A 16189-nucleotide genomic window follows, 5' to 3' on the forward strand; every position below is an offset into this window, starting at 1 on the left:
TGGGCCGCCCTCAGTCACGGCCCGCCCGGGGGTGCTCGGGGCCTGTCCGGCGGATCAGGCCTAGCGGTACGCCGCGAGGCCCGTGACGGACTCTCCGACGACGAGGGTGTGGATCTCCTCGGTGCCCTCGTAGGTGAGGACCGTCTCCAGGTTGTTGGCGTGGCGGAGCACCGGGTACTCGGTGGTGATGCCGTTGGCGCCGAGGACGGTGCGGGCCGAGCGGGCGATGTCGAGGGCCGCGCGCACATTGGCGAGCTTACCGAGGCTGACCTGCTCGGGGCGGAGCTTCCCGGCGTCCTTGAGCTTGCTCAGGCGCAGGGCGAGCAGCTGGGAGCGGACGAGTTCGACCTGCATGTGGGCGAGCTTGCCCTGGGTCAGCTGGAAGCCGCCGATCCGCCGCCCGAACTGCTCACGGGTGGTGGAGTACTCCAGCGCCGAGAGGTAGCAGGTGCGGGCCGCACCGACGACTCCGCAGAGGATGCCGAAGCGTGCCTCGGACAGACAGGACAGCGGTCCGCGCAGTCCGGTGACGCCGGGGAGCACCGCGTCACCGGGCAGCCGTACGTCCTCCAGGTGCAGTTCGGCGGTCACCGAGGCGCGCAGGGACAGCTTGCGGTGGATCTCGCTGGTGGTGAAGCCGGGAGTGCCCTTGGGGACGAGGAAGCCGCGGATTCCTTCCTCGGTGCGGGCCCAGACGACCGCGATGTCGGCGACGGAGCCGTTGGTGATCCACATCTTGGTGCCGTTGAGGATCCAGTCTCCCCCGGCGTCGCGCTTGGCCTGGGTGCGCATACCGCCGGGGTCGGAGCCCTGGTCGGGTTCGGTGAGCCCGAAGCAGCCGATCGCCTCACCGGAGGCGAGCCTGGGCAGCCACTGCTGCTTCTGTTCCTCGGAGCCGTAGCGGTGGATGGGGAACATGACCAGGGAGCCCTGGACGGAGACGAAGCTGCGCAGGCCCGAGTCGGCGGCCTCCAGTTCGCGGCAGGCCACGCCGTACGCGGTGGCGCCGGCGCCGGCACAGCCGTAGCCCTCCAGGTGCATGCCCAGCAGGCCCAGCTTGCCGATCTCCGGGCCGAGTTCGAAGGTGGGGAAGGTGCCCGCCTCGAACCAGTCGGCGACGTGGTCGGTGACCCTGTCCTTGACGAAGGCGCTGACGGTGTCCCGGATGAGCCGCTCGACCTCGTCGAGTTCGGAGTCGAGTTCCAGGGCGTCGGTGGGGTCGAGGTGCGGCATCAGGCATTCCTCCGGGCGCCGATGAGGACGAAGAGCGCGACGGCGGGGGCGTCGGTGCGGTTGCGCCAGGCGTGGCGGGTGCCGTTCTGGATGACGATGTCGCCCGGGGCGAGGGTGGTCTCGTGGCCGGCGTCGAGTTCGAGGACGATCTCGCCCTGGAGGAGGACGCCGTAGTCGACGGTGTCGGTGGTGTGCATGCCGGGCGCGTCCGGCTCGAACAGCTCGGCCAGGCCGGGGCTGGTCTCCAAGCGCTCGGCGGCGGCCGCGGCGAAGTCGAAGCCCTCGGTCAGGTAGACGGTGTCCGGGGGGATGACGAGGTGGATCAGCCGGGTCTCGCCGGGTGCGGGGGCGTAGGAGGCGACGGCCGGTGTCGGGTCGGTGCCGTCGAAGGGCACGACCGGCTCGGCGGGCGTCGACCACACCAGCGAGTTGGCGAAGCCCGGCGTGTGCTTCAGTTCGTACGTGCGCGGGGCGGGGCCGTCCTGGACGACGGCGGCCTGGCCGTGCTCGTTCAGGCCGGTGACGATTCTGCGGGGCATGGTCGTACTCCTCGTTGAGCGGGGTGTTGAGCGGGGTGGGGCGGAGCGAAGGGGGCTCGGGCGGCTCGGCCTCGGATCACGGACCGATGGGATCGGGCGGGGGTGTGGGCCCGATGGATCGGGCTGAGCTGGGACCTGGTGGATCGGGCTGCGCGGTTGCTCGCGCGGTTCCGCACCCCTTGGAGCGTGGGGCGCGCCCGGTGTGCTCAGGGGCGCGGGGCCGTGCCATACGCGGCTCCGCCGCGTGGGCGTGAGCGGCCCCGTCGACCCGCGCCCGTCCGACGGCCGATCCCCCCGCGCTCTGACGCGGTGGGGATCACAGACCCGCGGCCGCCGCGAAGGCGCGCAGTTCGCGGGTGATGTCCGGCCCGGCCGGCTGGTAGGCGACCGTGGTGGCGCCCGAGGCCTCCAACTGCTGGAGGCGGTGGCGTATCTGCTCCGGCGTACCGGTGGCGGTGGCGGACTCGATCGCCTTCGGGGTGATGAAGGAACGCTCCTCGGGGGTCACCCCGATCAGGTGTTCCCGGTGCGTCTCTATGTGGCGGCGCTGCTCCGGGATCGTGGCGAGCCAGGCCTGGTAGCCGCGCACCTCGTCGGTGCCGGCGAGGGGGCCGAAGTCGCCGAGGTGCAGGGCGAGCGCGGCGCCGGGTCCGGCGGCGTCGACGACTCGCGGGTCGGAGAGCTCCTCGCCGTCGTCGAGGACCGTGCCGTACGCGGTCACCACGACCCGGCCCTCGAAGGGGATCGGCTCGGAGCTGTGGCTCGGGTTGGTGACCACCCCGTCGGCGACCCGGCCCGCGACGGCGAAGCCCTTGGGGCCGTGTGCGGCGGCGAGGACCGGTACGTCGGTGACGGGGGCGAGTCCGCAGTGGCCGGGGAAGGTGAGGGTGATCCGGGAGCCCTCCCAGTCGATCTCCTCGCCGGCCATCAGGGCGCGCAGCGCCACGATGTACTCCTCGACCTCCGCCCAGCGGGCGCCCCGGCGGCCGAGCAGTGCGGCGCTGGTGAAGCCGGCGCCGACCACGACGTCCACCCGGCCCGGGGCGAGGGCCGCGAGGGTCACCGCGGCGGCGGCGTTGTCGACGAGGTGGCGCAGCTTGGGGGTGACCACCGCGACGCCGAGCCGGATCCGGGAGGTGCGGTCCGCCGTGCGGCCCAGGGTCATCCAGGCGTCCGCGAACAGGGAGGGCGAGTCGTACACGTAGGCGTAGGTGAAGCCGAGTCGCTCGGCCTCCGCGATGTGGTCCGGGGTGGCGGTGGTTGGCGCGAACAGACAGCCGATGTCCATCGTTCCTCGCAGCGGGTGCGGGGCGTCATTGCCCAGGAAGCGGAACAGGTTGGGGAGAGCGTGGGGAGAACGTAAGTGTCAGGGTTCTAATCGTCAAGGGTCCTACGACTTTGGAGGAGAGGCCTCCCGAGTCCGACCCGAGGGATGCCCGCGCACGCGGAAAACCGCCGGTCAGGGGCTTGTGAGCGGAACCGGAAGCCGTCGAACGGCGGACTACGCCGGGTGCTCCTGGTTGACCATCTTGCCCAGCAGGGTGACCAACTGGGAGATCTCCTCGTCCTCCAGGACTCCCATCCAGGCGTGCTCGCGCTCGGTCTGTCCCTCGATGGCCTTGTGCAGCATCGTGAGGCCGGACTCGGTGAGCGAGACCCGGACGAGCCTCCGGTCGCCCTGCTCACGGCGCCGCTCGACCAGGCCTCGTTCCTCGAGCGTGTTGAGGGCGCTGGAGACGCTGGCCCGCGAGGTGCCGGAGATACGGGCGATCTCCCGCTGCTCCATGTCCCCGAAGACCCAGAGGGTGTTCATGATCCGGAATCCGGCCCAGGTCATCCCGAGCGGCCGGTGCACGGAGGCCTCGAAGTCCTGCACGAGGCGCGCGACGAGCCTGGTGAGATGGGTGACCAGCGCGACCCCGTCCAGCTGACGGTCCGTGTGGCCCATCTCCTGGTGGCGGGCCCGCACCTTGTCGAAGAACTCGCGGGAGCGCGGATGGCCGACGGCGTCACCTACGTGATCGTCCGACACGTGAGGGCTCCCTTCGTCCGGATCGGTCGCATCGTAACAGCGCGTCGTGATCTCACCGACTGATCGGATTGCGCATCGTACCGACACCCGGAAGCTCGGTGGTCAGCGTCATCCCGGGCTCCAGGTACAGACGCGGTACGCGCCGGACTCCGCAGCCGGCCGGGGTGCCGGTGAAGACCAGGTCGCCGGGCTCCAGGGTCACGTGCCGGGAGAGCCAGGAGACCAACTCGGGAACGGGGAAGATGAGATCGGACGTACGGCCGCGCTGGACCTCCAGGTCGTCGACGTGTCCGATGATCTCGATGTCGTCGGGGTCCTCGAACTCGTCGACGGTCGCCATCAGCGGGCCGGTCGGACTGTAGGTGTCGTAGGACTTGGCGAGGGTGAACTGGTTCAGCGGCTTGCGCCACTGTTCGCGGCGGTCGGTGACGTCCTGCCCGGCGGTCACCCCCGCGATGCCGTCCCAGACCGCCCCGGGTTCCACCGAGCGCATGGTCCTGCCGATGACGACCACGACCTCGGCCTCGAAGTCGCACTTGTCGATGCCCTCGGCCACGATCACCGGATCGTACGGCCCGGTCAGGGAGCTGCTGAACTTGCCGAAGACCGTGGGCTGTTCGGGGATCGGCATGTCCGACTCCTCGGCGTGGCCCCGGTAGTTGAGCGCGACGGCGAGGATCTTCGGGGCGCGTGGGGAGACCGGGCCGAGGAGTTTCTCGTCGTACTCGGCGAGGTCGGCGTCGTCCGCCGCCCCGGCGAGCCGGCGCAGCTCGTCGTGGTTCTCGAGGTCGTAGAGCACCGCGGGGTCGGGGCCGAGCGCCCCGTTGCTGGCCTTCTCCACATCGAGGGCGCGGTCGCCGAGGATGACGGTGGCCCGGCCGGCGAGGTTGGCGAGCTTCATGAGGTCTCTCTCCTACGAGGTCAGGGAGCGGTGGGCGCGGGCAGCGGGAGTTCCGCGCGCAGCGCGGCGATGTCCGGCTCGGGCCGGATACGGAAGGCGTTGATCGCCATCGCGACGGTCTGGTACTGGCCGACCGTGTAGACGAGGTCGATGAGCTGCTCGGTGCCGAGCCGGTCCCGCAGCCGCTTCCAGGTACCGTCGTCGAGGTCCGCGACGCCGACGAGTTGATCGGTCGCGAGCAGCAGGACCTGTTCGGTGTCGTCGAAGCCGGCCGGCTCGGGCGTGCCGAGCGCCCGGATCTCGTCGTCGGACACTCCGGCCCGGCGGGCGATGCGGACGTGCTGCAGCCACTCGTACTCGGCCTGCGTGAGCCAGGCGACCCGCAGGATCACCAGCTCGCGGGTCCGGACGGACAGGGTGTTCCTGCCCAGGACGTGGTTGCCGAAGACGAGGAAGCGGCGCAGCGCGTCCGGGTGCGCGGCGAGTGTCGTCCAGATCGCGTAGATGTCACCGCCGGCCTCGGCGTTGCGGTACGGCTCCAGAGCCGCCAGCGCCTTCTCCGGGATGTCCTTCTCCGCCACGGGTGACAGGCGCGGCTCAGATACAGGCATGGGGTCGCCCCTTCGTGACGGCCGGCGCCAGCCATGACGGGCGGCCGACGTCGTCGTGACGGCCGTCGAGCCGTCGTCGGATGCCTCGACCGTAGATAGATAGAACTCTGACAGTCAAGGGTCTCGCAAACCTTGTCGCAGGTTTCGTAAGAGCCTTGATAATTAGAACTCTTACAACTACCTTCGACCAGCGGCGGCCCCTCGCGCCCTCACGGGCAGGGCCTCGACCAGTGGAGGTTTCGATGAGTATTCGCAGCCTGGGCTATCTCGGTATCGGTACACCGGACCCGGACGGCTGGGTCGCGTACGCCAGTGACGTGATCGGCACCATGCCCGCCGGCCCGGCCGGATCCCCCGGGGAACGGCTGCTGCGCCTGGATGAACACCCCTACCGGTTCAGCGTCGGGCCCGCCGAGACCGGCGGCGTGACGTACATCGGCTGGGAGGTCGGTGACCCGGCCGGACTCGACCGTGTGGCGGAACGCCTGCGGGCACATGGCGTCGAGGTCCGTGACGGTACGGCCGAGGAGTGCGCCGAGCGGCAGGTGGACCGCATGCTGTGGTTCGACGGGCCGTGCGCCGTGCGCACCGAGCTGTTCATCGGCCGCCGGGTCGCCGCGACCCCCTTCGTCTCCCCGCTGGGCGTCACCTTCGTGACCGGCGACCAGGGCATGGGCCATGTGGTCCTGAAGTCCCCGCAGGCCATGGAGGCCGTGGACTTCTACCGGGACGTCATGGGCTTCCGCCTCAGCGACGTGACCCATCTGCCGCTGGGCGGGACCTTCTACTTCATGGGCTGCAACCCGCGCCACCACAGCATCGCGTTCGTCGAGTCCCGCAGGCGCGAGGGTACGCACCATGTGCTGTGCGAGGTGTCGGACATGGACGACGTCGGCCGCGCCCATGACCGGGCCCGCGAGCACAAGGTGCCGCTGATGGCGACGCTGGGCCGGCACTCCAACGACGGGATGTTCTCCTTCTATATGCGCTCCCCCGCCGGTTTCGGCGTCGAGGTGGGCGCCGAGGGCCGCCGGGTCGACGACGAGACCTGGGTGAGCCGCGTCTACACGGCCGACATCTGGGGCCACCACGCCGTCGCGGACGGCGACGACGGATACGCCGGGACGGTCGGAACCGTCCGCACACCTGCGACGGACGGAACGACACGATGAGCGCGCTGCGCAGCTACACACAGGACCAGTGGCACACCCCCACCGAGGAGGGAACACCCGTCCGCGACGCGGTCACCGGCGAGGTGGTCGCCCATGTCTCCTCCGCCGGCGTCGACATGGCCGCCGCCCTCCACCACGCCCGCTCGGTCGGCGGCCCGGAACTCCGCGCCCTCTCCTTCCACCGGCGCGCCGGACTCCTCGCCGACATCGCGACGTATCTGCGGGGCCACCGCGAGGAGCTGTACGCGTTGTCCGCGACCACGGGCGCCACGCTCTTCGACTCCAAGTACGACATCGACGGCGGCATCCGGGTCGTCCAGTACTACGCGGCCCTGGGCGAGCGCGAACTTCCCGGCGGGGACGACGGGTTGGTCTACGTCGAGGGCGAGCGGGAGAGCCTGAGCCGTGACGGCAGCTTCCTCGGCGGTCACATCTGCACACCTCTGCGGGGCGCGGCCGTCCAGATCAACGCCTACAACTTCCCGGTGTGGGCACCCCTGGAGAAGCTCGCCCCGGCGGTGCTGGCCGGTGTGCCGAGCCTCATCAAGCCCGCGACACAGACCTGCCGGCTGACCAGCCGGCTGATCGAACTCGTCGTGGAGTCGGGCCTGTTGCCGCCGGGCAGCCTGCAGTTCGTCTGCGGCGGCGCGGGCGACCTCCTCGACCATGTCACCGAGCAGGACCTGGTGTCGTTCACCGGCTCGGCGGCCACGGCGGAACGCCTGCGGACGCATCCGGCGGTCGTACGCCAGGCCGTTCGCTTCAACGCCGAGGCGGACTCGGTCAACTGCTCCGTCCTCGGCCCGGACGCCACACCCGGCACCCCCGAATTCGACCTGTACGTCGACCAGTTGGTCACCGAGATGACCGTGAAGGCGGGACAGAAGTGCACGGCCATCCGCCGCGCCCTCGTCCCGGCCGAGCTGATGGACGCGGTGAGCGAGGCGGCCGCCGCGCGGCTCGCCGAGGTGGTCGTGGGCAACCCGGCCGACCCGTCGGTGCGCATGGGAGCGCTGGCGAGCCTCGGGCAGCGCGAAGAGGTGCGGCGCTGTGTGAAGACGTTGCTCGACTCGGCCCGGCTGGTCTCGGGCGACCCGGACCGGGCGGACTTCGTCGGTGCCGACGGGGAGCGCGGCGCGTTCCTCACTCCCCTGCTGCTGCGCTGCGACGACCCCGGCGCCACCGCCCCGCACGAGGTGGAGGCGTTCGGCCCGGTCAGCACGCTCATCCCGTACACCTCGCCGGAGCACGCGGTCTTCCTGGCGGCCCAGGGCCGCGGCAGTCTCGCCGCGTCCGTGGTGACCGGTGACGCGGCCTTCGCCCGCCGGACGGTCGTCGGCCTCGCCCCGTGGCACGGCCGGGTCCTCGTCCTGGACACCGAGTCCGCCAAGGCCTCCACCGGCCACGGCTCCCCCCTGCCCGCGCTGATCCACGGCGGCCCCGGCCGGGCCGGCGGCGGTGAGGAGATGGGCGGCATCCGCGGCATCCTCCACCACATGCGGCGCACCGCGGTCCAGGGCGGCCCCAGCATGCTCGCGGCGCTCACCGGCCGCGCGTAGCCATACCCCGCCCGGCCGGACCTCACCGTGCGACGTCGTACACCGCCTGAAATGACGGAGACCCTTGCCATGACCTTTTCCCTGGCCACCCTGCGCGTCGACGGGCGCCCCACCCCGGTCCTGTCGATCGAGGACCGCCACTGGGCACTCGCGGACGTCGCCCCCGAAGCGCTGCGGCCGGAGCCGGCACGCGGCCTGATGAACGTCTTCGACCACTGGGAGCGCACCGAACCCATCCTGGTGGCAGCCGCGGAGCGGCTCGCCGACGGCACGGACGGCACCGCGCCGCTGCCCGCCCCGGCCGCGCTGGAGGACGTCCTCACTCCGCTCCGGTTCCCCCGCAAAGTCGTGATGACCGGGGCCAACTACTACGAGCACATGGAGAAGGACGGCGGTCACACCGACTGGGAGAAGGACAAGAAGATCCCCCTGTTCTTCTTCAAGCCGCCGACCACCTCGTTGGTGGGGCCGGGGAAGACGGTGCGGTATCCCGAGCAGACGGAGAAGTTCGACTACGAGCTCGAACTCGCCGTCGTCATCGGGAAGAGAGGTCGCCATCTGACCCCGGAGAACGCGATGGAGTACGTCGCCGGGTACACCATCGCCATCGACCTCTCCGCCCGTGACTGGCAGCGGCACCCCCAACACCTGGTCAAGTTCGACCTGTTCGGCGGCAAGGCCTTCGACGACAGCTGCCCGCTCGGCCCCGGCATCGTCCCGGCCCGGTACGTCGACGAGAACAACCTGCGCCTGCGGTTCTGGCTCAACGGCGAGCCCAAGCAGGATGCCAACACCCGGGACATGATCTGGTCGATCCCCGAGCAACTCGTCAAGATAACGGAGCACTTGACCCTGGAGCCGGGTGACGTGGTCTCCACCGGCACCCCGGCCGGCGTCGGCCTGGGCACCGGCCAGTGGATGAGGCCCGGGGACCTGCTGGAGGGCGAGATCACCGGACTCGGCCGCCTCACCGTGGAGATCGTCAAGGCGACCGCGTAGGTCCGCGCCCCACTCCGCCGGCCGCGATCAAGGGGAAATCAAGGGGAATCAGCATGCCTCCGCGCTCACGTCGCGACACTCGAAGCACCCGTTCCGGCACCGAGCTCGGTGTGCCGACACCGACGATGCTGGTGCTCGCCCTCGCCTACGCGGTGGCGCCACTGGCCACGGACATGTATCTGTCCGCCTTCCCGCAGATGATCGATGACCTGAACACCGGGGTCAGCGGCGTCCAACTCACCCTGACCGCCTTCATGGTCGGTCTCGCCACCGGCCAACTGGTCATCGGGCCGTTGTCCGACCGCTGGGGACGGCGACGGCCCATGCTCACGGGCACGGCGGTGAGCGCGCTCGCCGGACTGCTCTGCGCCCTGGCCCCGTCCGTCGAACTCCTCGTCGCGGCCCGCTTTCTCCAGGGCTTCGGCGGAGCGGCCGGCATCGTCATCGCCCGCGCGGTGATCACCGACCGGGCGGCGGAGGGCGCGACGACAGGGAGCGCGGCGGCGCGGTCGTTCGGGATTCTCGTGATCACCGGCGGAGTGGCCCCCGTGGTCGCCCCACTGATCGGCGGGGCGGTCCTCGGCCCCGCGGGCTGGCGCGGGATCTTCCTGGTCCTGGCCGCTCTGGCGGTACTGACGTGCTCGGGCGTCTTCCTCCGCGTACCCGAGACCCTGCCGCCACGGCTGCGGCACGGCGGCGGGCTCACCACCACCTTCCGCCGCATGGGCGGCCTGCTCAGCGACCGCCGGTACGTCGGCTTCGCCCTGGCGTACGGCTTCGGATTCGGCGTCCTCTACTCGTATCTCGCGGCGTCACCCTTCGTGTACCAGCACGTCTACGGCCTCTCGACCGGCATGTACACGGTGGCGCTGGCGATCAACGCCTTCGGTTTCACCTCCACCGGCGCCGTCAACCGCAGAATCGTCGGCCGGTTCGGCCCCCGGCCTCTGTTGCGTACCGGGCTCCTCTCCATGGCGATGTGCTGCGCTCTGCTGTGCGCTCTGGCGGCGGCCGGGCGCCCCCCGTTCGTCGCGACGGTCGTCCTGATCTACCTGGCCGCGTCCTCACTGGGCCTGGTCGCCGCCAATGCCACGGCCCTCGCCACCGCCCGCGCCCCGTATGCGGCGGGCACCGCCTCCGCACTGCTGGGGGCGCTGCAGTTCGGCCTGGCGGCCCTCGTCGCACCGCTCGTGGGTCTGGGCGGGGAGGGGACGGCGCTGCCCATGGCCGCGACCATGATCGCTTCGGCTTGTGTGGCGTGTGCGGGCGGTCTGCTGCTCGCCCGAGGCGACCGCGACCTGCGCGGAAGCGCCGCCGTCGAAACTTTCGATGCGGCCCGGGAGCCACGTGGCGATTGACGCCACTCGTCGCAGATAGCAACAATCTTCGACAAGTTTCCAACAGGAAGCGTCAAAAGCTCGCGGCTCTGGAGGTCGGCTTGCAGCAGTACGCCGGTTACGTCTTCGTCTACTTCACCGGCGAGGGAAGCCCGGACGGCGAGCAGATCAGGTTCGCGCTCAGCCGGGGCAACGACCCCCTGCGCTGGCGCCCGCTCAACGGCGGGGCGCCGGTGCTCACTTCGGACCTCGGCACACAGGGGCTGCGCGATCCGTTCGTCGTCCGCGCCCCGGAGGGCGACAGGTTCTACCTGATCGCCACCGACCTCAGGATGCACGGCGAGCGGGACGGCGGCTGGGAAGAGGCGCAGCGCACCGGCAGCACCTCGCTCATGGTCTGGGAGAGCGCCGACCTCGTCCACTGGACCGACCGCCGACTGGTGCGCGTGGCCCCCGACACCGCCGGCAATGTCTGGGCGCCCGAGGCCCGCTACGACCCCGGCCTCGGCGCGTACGTCGTCTTCTGGGCCTCCAAGCTGTACGCCGAGGACGACCGGGACCACACCGCCGACACCCACAACAAGATGCTGTACGCGACCACCCGCGACTTCCGCGTCTTCAGCGAACCCCGGCTCTGGAACGACCCGGGCCACTCGGTCATCGACTCCACCGTCGTCCGGCACGACGACACCTACTACCGCTTCACCAAGGACGAACGCGCCCACTCCCGCGCCGCGCCCGGCGGCAAGTTCATCACCGTGGAGAAGTCGGCCGGGCTGTGCGACACCTCGTACGACTTCGTGGCCGACCGGATCGGGCAGGGGGTGATCGAGCAGGGCGAGGGACCGATCGTCTTCAGGTCGAACACGGAGGGCCACAAGTGGTACCTCTTCATCGACGAGTTCAGCGGGCGTGGGTACGTCCCCTTCGAGACCACCGATCTCGGCTCCGGCACGTGGACGCCGTGCGAGGGCTTCGCGCTGCCGCCCGGCGCCCGACACGGTTCGGTGCTGCCCGTGACGCGGGCCGAGTACGACCGGCTCCTCGGCGCGTACGCACCGAAGGCGTCCGTCGTCGACGCCACCGTCCCCGACGGCCTCAAGGCGTACGCGATCGTCGACGACGCCGCCTCGAAAGTCGTCCTGCCGCTGCACCCGGGCACCGAACTCGACGGTCTCGCCCCCGAGTTCGACGTGTCGACGGACGCCCGGATCGACCCGCCCTCCGGCACCCCGCGCGACTTGCGCACCCCGCAGTCCTACACCGTCACAGCGGCCGACGGGAACAGTCGCACCTGGGCGGTCGAGGCCGTGCACATGCGCAGCCCGCTGCTGCCGGGGCTGCACGCCGACCCCAACATCCAGGAGTTCCGGGGCCGTTACTACATCTATCCGACGACGGACGGCTTCGAGGGCTGGGGCGGGACCCGGTTCAAGGTGTACTCCTCCGACGACCTGGTCGCCTGGGAGGACCACGGCGTCGTCCTCGACCTGGAGTCCGATGTGAGCTGGGCGGACCGCTACGCCTGGGCACCGGCCGCCGGGGAGCGCGACGGGTCGTACTACTTCTACTTCTGCGCCGACCAGCAGATCGGTGTGGCGGTCGCGGACAGCCCGACCGGGCCCTTCCGGGACGCCCTGGACCGGCCGCTCATCGCGCGCGACGACTACGAGGGCCAGATGATCGACCCGGCCGTCTTCAAGGACGACGACGGCACGGCCTATCTCCACTGGGGCAACTGCGAGGCGTACGGCGTGCCCCTGAACGAGGACATGGTCTCCTTCGACCCGGCGCGGGTACGGCAGTTCACCCCGGACGGCTTCCGTGAGGGCGCCTTCGTCATCAAGCGGCGGGGCGTCTACTACTTCATGTGGTCGGAGGACGACACCCGCAGCGAGGACTACCGCGTCGCCTACGCCACCGGCCCCTCCCCGCTCGGTCCGTGGACCAAGCAGGGGGTCATCCTGCGGAAGCGGCCCGAGTACGGGATCCTCGCCACCGGCCATCACACCGTCGTGAACGTTCCCGGCACCGACGACTGGTTCATCTGCTACCACCGGTTCGCGATTCCGGGACCCGGCACTCCGCGCGGGGACGGCATGCGCCGCGAATCCACCCTGGACCGGCTGGTGTTCGCGGCGGACGGCTCGATCGAGGAGGTCGTACCGACGCTGGAGTCCATCAGGCCGGTGGTCGGCCCAGCGTGATCCGCGCGGCGACCGGCAGATGGTCGCTGCCCGTGGCCGGCAGGGTGCGGAGGTGGGCGACGGTCGCCGAGCGGGCCATGACCTGGTCGATCCTGGCCAGCGGGAAGCCGGCGGGGAAGCTGAGGGCAAAGCCCCGCTCCGCCACGTTCATCCGTGAGGTCAGCGGGTCCAGCCCACGGTCCTCCACGGTGCCGTTGAGATCGCCCAGCAGGATCACCGGGTCCCGCTTCTCGGCGGCGACGGCCCTGCCGAGCAGGTCGGCACTCTCGTCACGCCGTTGGGACGCGAGACCGCTCACCCCGACACGGACCGAGGGCAGGTGCGCGACGTACACCGCGATCTCGCCGTGCGGCGTGTGCACCAGGGTCCGCAGCCCGCGACTCCACTCCTCCGCGATCCCCTGGGGTTTGATGTCCACCAGCCGGGCCTCCGTGAGCGGATGCTTCGACCAGAGTCCGACGGTGCCCCGGACCGCGTGGTGCGGGTAGTCCGGGGCGAGGGTCTTCTCGTAGACCGGCAGCGCCTCGGGCACCAGCTCCTCCAGCGCGATGAGATCGGGCTCGGCGTCCGCCAGGGCTCGGGCCGTACCCGCCGGGTCGGTGTTCTCGTCGCTGACGTTGTGCTGCACCACGACCAGGTCGCGCGCGCCGGGCTTCGCCCCGGGCAGGAGGAGCCCGCCGAAGATGTGCGTCCAGGCCGCCACCGGCAGAAGCAGGGCGATCAGCGCGGTGGCCGAACGGCGCAGCAGCCCCGGACCGAGCAGGACCACGGCCACCAGGCCGAGCCAGGGCAGGAACGCTTCCAGCAGACTGCCCAGGCGGCCCACGGAGTTGGGAACCGCCCGATGGAACGTCAGCAGCCCGGCCGTCACCACCGCCAGTACGGCGACCACCCGCCCCCGCGCCAGCGCCAGCGCCAGCGCCAGCGCCCAGACTTGCGGCTGTGGGGCTCGACGCCGACGCTGTGCATCGAAATCAGCGGTCATGGGCCGTCCTCAGTCGTGCGGTGCCTGCCCGCTGACCCGGTGGTCCGCGTGGCTCAGTGCCTCCACGACCAGGCGTCGCAGATGGCCGTCGCTGAGGCTGTAGTAGATGTGGCGGCCGTTCCTGCGGGTCTCGACGAGCCCGGCGAGCCGCAGCTTGGCGAGGTGCTGGCTGACCGCCGTCCGGGACGCCGCGCAGCGCTCGGCCAGCGAGCCGACGTCCGACTCGCCCTCCGCGAGCAGCCACAGCAGATGCAGCCGGGTGACGTCCGAGAGCATCGCGAAGACCCCGGTCGCCTCGGCGAGCCGCGCGCTGTCGGGGGCACGCAGATGCGCACCGGATGCAGGTGACACGGCATGGCGTTCAGGCATGAGTCCAGCCTAGAGCCATGGACCAGAGGCCCGGGCGGGCGATGACATCCTCGCCGGAGCCATCATGTGCACAGGTGCGCACATGATGGCTACACTCGACGGAGTCGAGAGGACCGCCGTGCCGAGGGGAGCCGCGCACATGCTCACCGTCCTGCGCCACCGCACTTACCGGCGCCTCTTCGCCGCCCAGGTCATCGCCCTGGTCGGCACGGGACTCGCGACCGTCGCCCTCGGTCTGCTGGCGTACGACCTCGCGGGCGCCGACGCCGGTTCCGTCCTCGGTACCGCCCTCGCGATCAAGATGGTGGCGTATGTGGTGATCGCCCCGGCCGTGGGCGCGGTCGCCGACCGGCTGCCCCGCCGGGCGCTCATGGTGACGGCGGACCTGGTGCGCGCCGGTGTCGCCGTGTTCCTGCCGTTCGTCGGTGAGGTCTGGCAGGTGTACGTCCTGATCTTCCTCCTCCAGTCCGCCTCGGCGGCGTTCACCCCGACGTTCCAGGCCGTCATCCCCGACGTGCTCCCCGACGAGCGCGCGTACACGCGGGCACTGTCGATGTCGCGGCTCGCGTACGACCTGGAGAGCCTCTTCTCCCCCGCGCTCGCGGCCGCGCTGCTGTCCGTGATCACCTACCACTGGCTGTTCACCGGCACCGTGCTCGGCTTCCTCACGTCGGCCGCGCTGGTCGTCTCCACCGTGCTGCCCGGGCGGGTCGCCGCCACGGAGACCCCGGGCCGTGGCCGCGCCCGCACGGGCCTCCGTTCTTTCCTCGCCGTCCCCAGGCTGCGCGCCCTGCTCGCCCTGAACCTCTCGGTCGCGGCGGCCGGTGCGATGGTGACGGTCAACTCCGTGGTCTACGTCCGCGAAGTCCTGGGGCTGTCGGAGGGTGCCGTGGCGCTGGCGCTCGGGGCGTACGGGGCCGGGTCGATGGTCGTGGCCCTGGTCCTGCCCCGGGTCCTGGACAGGGTGCCGGACCGGGCGGTGATGCTGCCGGGTGCGCTGCTGCTGGCCGTCGTCTTCGCCGGGCTGGGGGGCATCACGGCCGCGTCGGGCGGGAGTTGGCGGCTGCCCGCGCTGCTCGTCGTCTGGGCCGCGTTCGGTGCCGCGTGCTCGGCGGTGCTCACCCCGACCGGGCGGCTGGTCCGCCGCTCGGTGCCACCCGAGGAGCGTACGGCCGCGTTCGCCGCCCAGTTCTCCCTCTCGCACGGCTGCTGGCTGCTGACGTACCCCCTGGCCGGCTGGCTCGGGGCGGCCGCCGGGCTCAACTGGGCCGTACTCGCCCTGGGTTCGATCGCGCTGGGCGCGGCGCTGCTGGCCGTACGGCTCTGGCCGTCACCACCCGCGACCCACGTGCACTCGGACCTCCCCCTCGGCCACCCGCACCTGGCCGGCGCCCGGCGCGTACCGGCAGGCTGGCGGCACAGCCACGGCCACGTCGCGGACGGGCTGCACGCGCGGTCGTGAAGCCGGGGCTGTGCGCCCGAGTCGTCGTCCCGCAGGACGTGACCTGGGAGCGGGCGCGCACAGGTGCCCGCCCCCAGGTGCCGGACGTTCAGACGCTGAGCGCCGCCCGTACGGTCTGTTCGGCGCCCGTGCCGCCCTCGCCCGACGAGGTGACCCGGCCCGCTTCGAGGACGTAGTACCGCTCGGCCGCCCGCATGGCGAAGCCCACGTGTTGTTCGACGAGGAGGACGGACAGGCCGCCGCGGCGGGTCAGGGCGAGGATCGTCTCCTCGATCTCGGCGACGACGGAGGGCTGGATGCCCTCGGTCGGCTCGTCGAGGAGAAGGAGTCTGGGGCGGGTGATCAGGGCGCGGGCGATGGCCAGTTGCTGGCGCTGGCCCCCGGAGAGGAGGCCCGCGCGGCGGCCGGACAGCTCCCGCAGGACAGGGAAGAGGTCCAGGGCCTCGGCGACGGCCTCCTTGCCGTCCGCGCGGCCGTCGGCGACGAGTTGCAGGTTCTCGGCGGTGGTGAGGTGCGGGAAGGACTGCTGGCCCTGGGGGACGTACGCCATGCCCCTGGCCACCCGCTGGTGCGGCGCGAGGTGGGTGATGTCCTCGCCGTTCAGCAGGACGGTCCCGCCCTTCGGCTTGAGCAGGCCCATCGCGGCGCGCAGGAGGGTGCTCTTGCCGGCGCCGTTGTGGCCGAGGACGGCTCCGACGCCGTCCTTCGGGACGGAGACGGTCACGCCGTGCAGCACGGTCGTACGGTCGTAGCCGGCCTGGACGGAGTTGATCTCCAGCATGG

At 71.2% G+C, this 16189-nt stretch carries 15 protein-coding genes; 6 read left to right on the forward strand and 9 right to left on the reverse strand.

The genetic code is table 11. The features are described 5' to 3' along the window. Positions 1 to 60: 60 nt before the first annotated feature. The 6 genes from JIX55_RS05595 to JIX55_RS05620 form a co-directional block, all read right to left on the reverse strand. Positions 61 to 1233, reverse strand: coding sequence for an acyl-CoA dehydrogenase family protein (locus tag JIX55_RS05595; protein WP_257562105.1), 1173 nt, complete (start codon positions 1231 to 1233; stop codon positions 61 to 63). After that, positions 1233 to 1772: a cupin domain-containing protein gene (locus JIX55_RS05600; RefSeq protein WP_257562106.1), complete on the reverse strand. Its 540-nt coding sequence runs from the start codon at positions 1770 to 1772 to the stop codon at positions 1233 to 1235. Before JIX55_RS05600 ends, JIX55_RS05595 begins: the two co-directional genes overlap by 1 nt. 316 nt (positions 1773 to 2088) lie before the next feature. Continuing rightward, a complete protein-coding gene (locus JIX55_RS05605; RefSeq protein WP_257562107.1) occupies positions 2089 to 3060 on the reverse strand; it encodes an LLM class flavin-dependent oxidoreductase in 972 nt (323 codons plus the stop codon). A gap of 213 nt (positions 3061 to 3273) precedes the next feature. Continuing rightward, positions 3274 to 3804: a MarR family winged helix-turn-helix transcriptional regulator gene (locus tag JIX55_RS05610; protein WP_257562108.1), complete on the reverse strand. Its 531-nt coding sequence runs from the start codon at positions 3802 to 3804 to the stop codon at positions 3274 to 3276. A gap of 52 nt (positions 3805 to 3856) precedes the next feature. Continuing rightward, entirely contained in the window at positions 3857 to 4705 is an 849-nt protein-coding gene (locus JIX55_RS05615) for a fumarylacetoacetate hydrolase family protein (RefSeq protein ID WP_257562109.1), read from the reverse strand. 20 nt (positions 4706 to 4725) lie between these two features. Next, positions 4726 to 5316: a carboxymuconolactone decarboxylase family protein gene (locus tag JIX55_RS05620; RefSeq protein ID WP_257562110.1), complete on the reverse strand. Its 591-nt coding sequence runs from the start codon at positions 5314 to 5316 to the stop codon at positions 4726 to 4728. Positions 5317 to 5558: 242 nt separating this feature from the next. On the opposite strand from JIX55_RS05620, the gene JIX55_RS05625 reads away from it, so the two are divergent. From JIX55_RS05625 to JIX55_RS05645, 5 genes are all read left to right on the forward strand, one after another. Further along, positions 5559 to 6488, forward strand: a complete 930-nt coding sequence (locus JIX55_RS05625) for a VOC family protein (RefSeq protein ID WP_257562111.1) — start codon at positions 5559 to 5561, stop codon at positions 6486 to 6488. Then, positions 6485 to 8047 carry a phenylacetic acid degradation bifunctional protein PaaZ gene (gene paaZ / locus JIX55_RS05630; RefSeq protein WP_257562112.1) on the forward strand — a complete coding sequence of 521 codons (1563 nt, stop codon included), beginning with the start codon at positions 6485 to 6487 and terminating at the stop codon, positions 8045 to 8047. Before JIX55_RS05625 ends, paaZ begins: the two co-directional genes overlap by 4 nt. Before the next feature lie 69 nt (positions 8048 to 8116). Beyond that, complete coding sequence (locus JIX55_RS05635) at positions 8117 to 9046, forward strand: fumarylacetoacetate hydrolase family protein (protein WP_257562113.1); 930 nt, start codon at positions 8117 to 8119, stop codon at positions 9044 to 9046. A 110-nt stretch (positions 9047 to 9156) separates the two neighbouring features. Continuing rightward, positions 9157 to 10404, forward strand: a complete 1248-nt coding sequence (locus JIX55_RS05640; protein ID WP_257562114.1) for a multidrug effflux MFS transporter — start codon at positions 9157 to 9159, stop codon at positions 10402 to 10404. Between the two features lie 80 nt (positions 10405 to 10484). Beyond that, positions 10485 to 12590, forward strand: a complete 2106-nt coding sequence (locus JIX55_RS05645; protein WP_257562115.1) for a family 43 glycosylhydrolase — start codon at positions 10485 to 10487, stop codon at positions 12588 to 12590. On the opposite strand, the gene JIX55_RS05650 is transcribed toward JIX55_RS05645, so the two are convergent. Next, on the reverse strand, positions 12565 to 13575 hold the full coding sequence (locus tag JIX55_RS05650; protein ID WP_443046378.1) for an endonuclease/exonuclease/phosphatase family protein: 1011 nt from the start codon (positions 13573 to 13575) through the stop codon (positions 12565 to 12567). The genes JIX55_RS05645 and JIX55_RS05650 overlap by 26 nt on opposite strands. Positions 13576 to 13584: 9 nt before the next feature. Then, positions 13585 to 13944 (reverse strand): ArsR/SmtB family transcription factor, encoded by a 360-nt coding sequence (locus tag JIX55_RS05655; RefSeq protein WP_257562116.1) that lies wholly within the window; start codon positions 13942 to 13944, stop codon positions 13585 to 13587. Between the two features lie 139 nt (positions 13945 to 14083). On the opposite strand from JIX55_RS05655, the gene JIX55_RS05660 reads away from it, so the two are divergent. Next, positions 14084 to 15406 carry an MFS transporter gene (locus tag JIX55_RS05660; protein ID WP_257569226.1) on the forward strand — a complete coding sequence of 441 codons (1323 nt, stop codon included), beginning with the start codon at positions 14084 to 14086 and terminating at the stop codon, positions 15404 to 15406. Positions 15407 to 15494: 88 nt separating this feature from the next. Here JIX55_RS05660 and urtE read toward each other — a convergent pair whose 3' ends face one another. Next, positions 15495 to 16187 carry an urea ABC transporter ATP-binding subunit UrtE gene (gene urtE / locus JIX55_RS05665; RefSeq protein WP_257562117.1) on the reverse strand — a complete coding sequence of 231 codons (693 nt, stop codon included), beginning with the start codon at positions 16185 to 16187 and terminating at the stop codon, positions 15495 to 15497. Positions 16188 to 16189: the final 2 nt, after the last annotated feature.

Origin of the sequence: Streptomyces sp. DSM 40750 (assembly GCF_024612035.1) — a bacterium.
Lineage (GTDB): Bacteria > Actinomycetota > Actinomycetes > Streptomycetales > Streptomycetaceae > Streptomyces.